Raw genomic sequence first — 4,111 nt, forward strand, 5'->3', positions numbered from 1 at the left:
CTCGTCCAACACCGTGAGCACGTACCGCCCGAGCATGGTGAGTTCGCTTCTGAGATCGCCGAGGCCGGCGAAGAGCGCCCGAATATCGCGCATCGCATGACGGCGGTCCAGCTGGCGGTCGATGCCGGCTTCGAGCAGTGCTTCTTTCGACTTGAAGTGGTGATAGAGCGCCCCCGAGCCAGGTGCAAGGCCGGCGGCAGCCTCGATCTGGGCGACGCTCGTCGCCTGATATCCCTGCTCACCGAAGAGCCGCATCGCCTCGGTAATCAGTCGCTCTCTTGTCGGCGCTTCTCTCATTGACCGTTCCTAAGTAGTCACTTAGTATCACCAAGTACAGACTTTAGCAGTCTGGACGTCGCGCCGCTAGGAGGTCGGATGGTGGGTAACGAGAACCCGGTACCTCGGGGACGTGTCCGTCGCACAATGCCGTTGGCTGGGTTCACCGCGCGCGCCGCGGGAGGCCGGATGGTGGCAGCCCTGCGAGAGAAAGCCGGCAACACCGACGCTGTTGCGCATTTTCATGAGCGCACCGCGGAGCGTTATGCCGAGATACTCGGGCACTCCAAAGGGGTGCTGATGAAGGCTGGTCAGATCTTCTCCATGGTGGACGCCAGTTTTGTTGGGAACGGCGAATTTTCGCCATATCAGGCGGCGCTGACCAGGCTGCAGGAGAATGCGCCGCCCATGGATTCAAGTCTGGCGAAGGACGTGGTGCGCTCCGATTTGGGCCGCCCTGCCGAGGAGTTGTTCGCCGAGTTCACCGACGAACCGATGGCGGCCGCCTCCATCGGCCAAGTGCACCGTGCTGTTTTGCACGACGGGCGCCAGGTCGCGGTCAAAATCCAGTATCCCGGTGCGGCGGAGGCGATTCGAGACGATCTGGCCAACACCGAACTGCTGACGACGTTCTTCCGGCTCGTTTCCTCGGCATCCGGTGCCGCGATGAAGTCCGATTTGAAACAGGCGACGCAGGAAATCGCGGCGCGAATCGCGGAGGAGATTGATTACCGAAACGAGGCCGCCAACATCGCGGCGTTCAGTGAGCTCTACCGCGACCACCCCTTCATTCGCATACCGGATGTCGTGTACGAAGCGTCCGGCGATCGGGTGCTGACCATGACCTATCTCGACGGAATGAACTGGACCGCAGCGCAACAGGCGGATCAGGATCTCAAGAACATCTGGGCAGAAGTGATCCAGCGGTTCGTTCTGGGCTCCTACCGGCACGGCAATCTGTTCCACGCCGATCCCCATCCGGGCAACTATCGGTTTCGTCCTGACGGCCAAGTCGGCTTCGTCGACTTCGGCTGTATCAAGGTCTTGCCTGAGCATCGGCGTCACAAGTTTGTGCATATGGCGCGCGCCGCGATTGACGGGCGCAAGGACGACCTTTACGACTTGATGGCCGAAACAGGGTTTCTGTCAGACGATTCCGATCTAACGGTGGACGAGGCCTACCAGTGGATGGCAGACATTCTCCACGAGGTGCTCGAACCTCAGCCCGTCACCTATACAGCGGAAACCTCGGAGCGTGCCATCCGCAGCCTCATTGCTCTCTCACCCGACCACCCTGTTCGCCGCATGTCGATTCCCGACGACTTCGTCTTCTTCTCGCGGATCACGCTCGGCATGAACAACATTTGCGCCACGCTCAACGCCACGGTCCATGCGCGGGCTAAGGCCGACGACCTGGACGGCCTCGCAGAACCGATCACACCATTGGGCAAGCAGCACCGCGCCTGGGTCCGCCAACGCGGCCTGCCCTTCGGGCTGGAGAATCATGACATCGCATAGCACCACTGCGCCGCGGCTGCCGTGGAAGGCCGAGGATCCCTACGCCTTCTATGAGCGGCGCCGCGGCGACGGCGATGTGGTGTGGGATGACGTCGCCGGTGCCTGGCTGATCCTGGGATACCACGCCGCACGCCAGGTCCTCGGTGGATCGGGCTGGACCAGTGATCCGTTGGCCAATCCGCAGACAAAGGCGGTTTTTGCGTTCCTGGATGCCGATTTGGTGTCCCAAAACATGTTGTTCGCGGACGGATCTGACCATGCTCGCCTGCGCGGGTCGGTACGGGACGTGTTCACCCCGCGCTTCATCGACGGCCTCGGTGGCGGAGTGGAAGCGATTGCGTCTGCCGTCATCCGACATCAGGCTGCGGGGACGGCGTTCGACTTCATGGCCGATATCGCCCTTCCGCTTCCGATCGCTGTGGCGGGGGAGTGGCTCGGCCTCGATGCCGAGAGCTCAAACCTGCTGCGCGAGCAATCGCCGGCGATAATCCGCATGCTCGGGGCGCTCGCCGATATGGATGAGATGACCGCCGGCGCAGCGGCGTTCGCCATGTTGATAACGGAGTTTCTTTCGCTTGCCGCCGATCGGCGCGCACATCCTGGTGACGACCTGATCAGTTTCATTGCATCCGACCCAGACTTGCTCCTCGATGAGGTCGTCGTTACGGCGATTCTCATCGCGGTCGCCGGGCACGAGACGACGGCGAATCTGCTGGGAGCAGCCATGGTTCGGCTCCTTGCGCCGCAGCCGGATGGCAGCCGGATTATCGACGGCCTCGACACGTCCGACGACTCGCTGATCACGGAACTACTACGCCTCGACGGTCCTGTGCAGTCGACGGGACGCATTGCGACGCAGGAGCAGCGCGTCGGTGGCGTCGAAATAGGTTGCGGGCAACAGGTTCTTGTTGTCGTCGCCGCTGCGAACCGTGATCCTGCGGTATTCGACGAACCCAACGTGTTCCGATTGGGCCGCAGCGGGCCGCCACCGCTGGCATTCGGATACGGTGCTCATCACTGCCTGGGTGCGGCGTTGGCGCGATTGGAAACTTCGGTGGCGTTGCAACAGATAATCGCGCGGGATCCCGCGTTGATCGGGTCCGTCGGGTGGCGCGACACACCGGCGATTCGGGGACCGCTCAGTGTCCCGATGGTGTTCGGCTCTTAGGCAGTCACTTTCGTTGTGCGGTGGCCAGCCTGCGAGCGAACTCCGGTGACAGGATCGAGGCGGCCTGCGGACCCAGTTCGGTGGCGACGGCGATGCGGTGCTGATCGCTGTCGATGACTCCCGGATTGGCGGTGGCCCGCATGGACGCCTTGGTGGCGAGGACGACTTCGCGCGGCGCGTTGGCCGGGCCTGCGGCGAGTTCACGTGCGGCGGCAACCGGGTCGTCGGCGACCTGGAGTGCCAACCCGTACCGCACTGCGGCGTCGGCGTCGAAGCGCATGCCGAAGAGCAGCGATGCCCGGGCCACCTGTGGACCGACCGCGCGCTGCAGCATCCACGTCGCGCCTCCGCCGGGATGGATGCCCAGTTTCTGAAAGCGTGGGTCGAACAGCGCAGCAGGCCCCGCAATGCGCACATCGGCGGCCAGCGCGAGGTTCAGTCCCGCGCCGACGGCCGCGCCGTTGACCGCCGCAATGGTGGGCAACGCGCAGTTGGCCACCGCGAGGAACCCGTCGTAGATCGCACGCAATCCGTCCTCAGTCGCCTCGCCGAGTGCGGTGAGGTCGGCGCCTGCGCAAAAAGCCTTGCCGGCGCCGGTGACGATCAGCGCGTGCACGTCGGGATTGGCTTCAGCTGCCTCGACGGCCGCGCGAAGGGCGGCCGAAATTTGTTTGGTGACAGCATTGCGCCGTTCAGGGTCATTGACCGTGATGAGCGCGACGCGGTCCTCGACATGGACCAATACCGGTTCTGACACGCGGCTCAGCCTATCGGCCGCGTTCTTTGTCGCCCGGTAGTAGGTATCTCTCGATGTTGTTAGTTGTTGATCCGTGTTTGGCCCGTGTCGAAGTGTGGGGGTTATCCATTGAGTGCGGCCGTCTTTGCGTTTTCGGGTTTTCCAGCCCGCCGGGGTTTGACCCGCCGTGGCTCGCATCGCTGCGCACGTCATCGCCGATCTTGATGTCAGCTTCGATTTCACGATGCGGTCAGTACGCGTATCGTGAACGAATTTCCTAATGCCCCAGCTTATTTGAGGGCCCGATAACCGACTTAGTTGTTGGCCGGTGGTGGTTGTGGTTGGAAGGGTTGGTACCACCACCAGTCGGCGCGCTCGCCGGTGGGCCCCGGGCATGGTGGGACAGCGGGCGG

5 protein-coding genes are annotated in these 4,111 nt (G+C 63.2%); 2 read left to right on the forward strand and 3 right to left on the reverse strand.

All coding sequences use genetic code 11. The features are described from left to right. A partial coding sequence (locus tag VFH65_RS07365; RefSeq protein ID WP_353320498.1) for a helix-turn-helix domain-containing protein occupies positions 1 to 297 on the reverse strand: 297 nt, incomplete at its 3' end. A gap of 78 nt (positions 298 to 375) precedes the next feature. On the opposite strand from VFH65_RS07365, the gene VFH65_RS07370 reads away from it, so the two are divergent. Both VFH65_RS07370 and VFH65_RS07375 read left to right on the forward strand, forming a co-directional pair. Beyond that, complete coding sequence (locus VFH65_RS07370; RefSeq protein ID WP_353320499.1) at positions 376 to 1,794, forward strand: ABC1 kinase family protein; 1,419 nt, start codon at positions 376 to 378, stop codon at positions 1,792 to 1,794. Beyond that, complete coding sequence (locus tag VFH65_RS07375) at positions 1,781 to 2,962, forward strand: cytochrome P450 (protein ID WP_353320500.1); 1,182 nt, start codon at positions 1,781 to 1,783, stop codon at positions 2,960 to 2,962. Before VFH65_RS07370 ends, VFH65_RS07375 begins: the two co-directional genes overlap by 14 nt. A gap of 4 nt (positions 2,963 to 2,966) precedes the next feature. Here VFH65_RS07375 and VFH65_RS07380 read toward each other — a convergent pair whose 3' ends face one another. Together VFH65_RS07380 and VFH65_RS07385 are read right to left on the reverse strand one after the other, a co-directional pair. Then, positions 2,967 to 3,719, reverse strand: a complete 753-nt coding sequence (locus tag VFH65_RS07380) for an enoyl-CoA hydratase (RefSeq protein WP_353320501.1) — start codon at positions 3,717 to 3,719, stop codon at positions 2,967 to 2,969. 293 nt (positions 3,720 to 4,012) lie between these two features. Continuing rightward, the coding region (locus VFH65_RS07385) for a hypothetical protein (protein ID WP_353320502.1) at positions 4,013 to 4,111 on the reverse strand (99 nt) is incomplete at its 5' end.

This window comes from Mycobacterium sp. (assembly GCF_035697385.1).
GTDB lineage: Bacteria > Actinomycetota > Actinomycetes > Mycobacteriales > Mycobacteriaceae > Mycobacterium.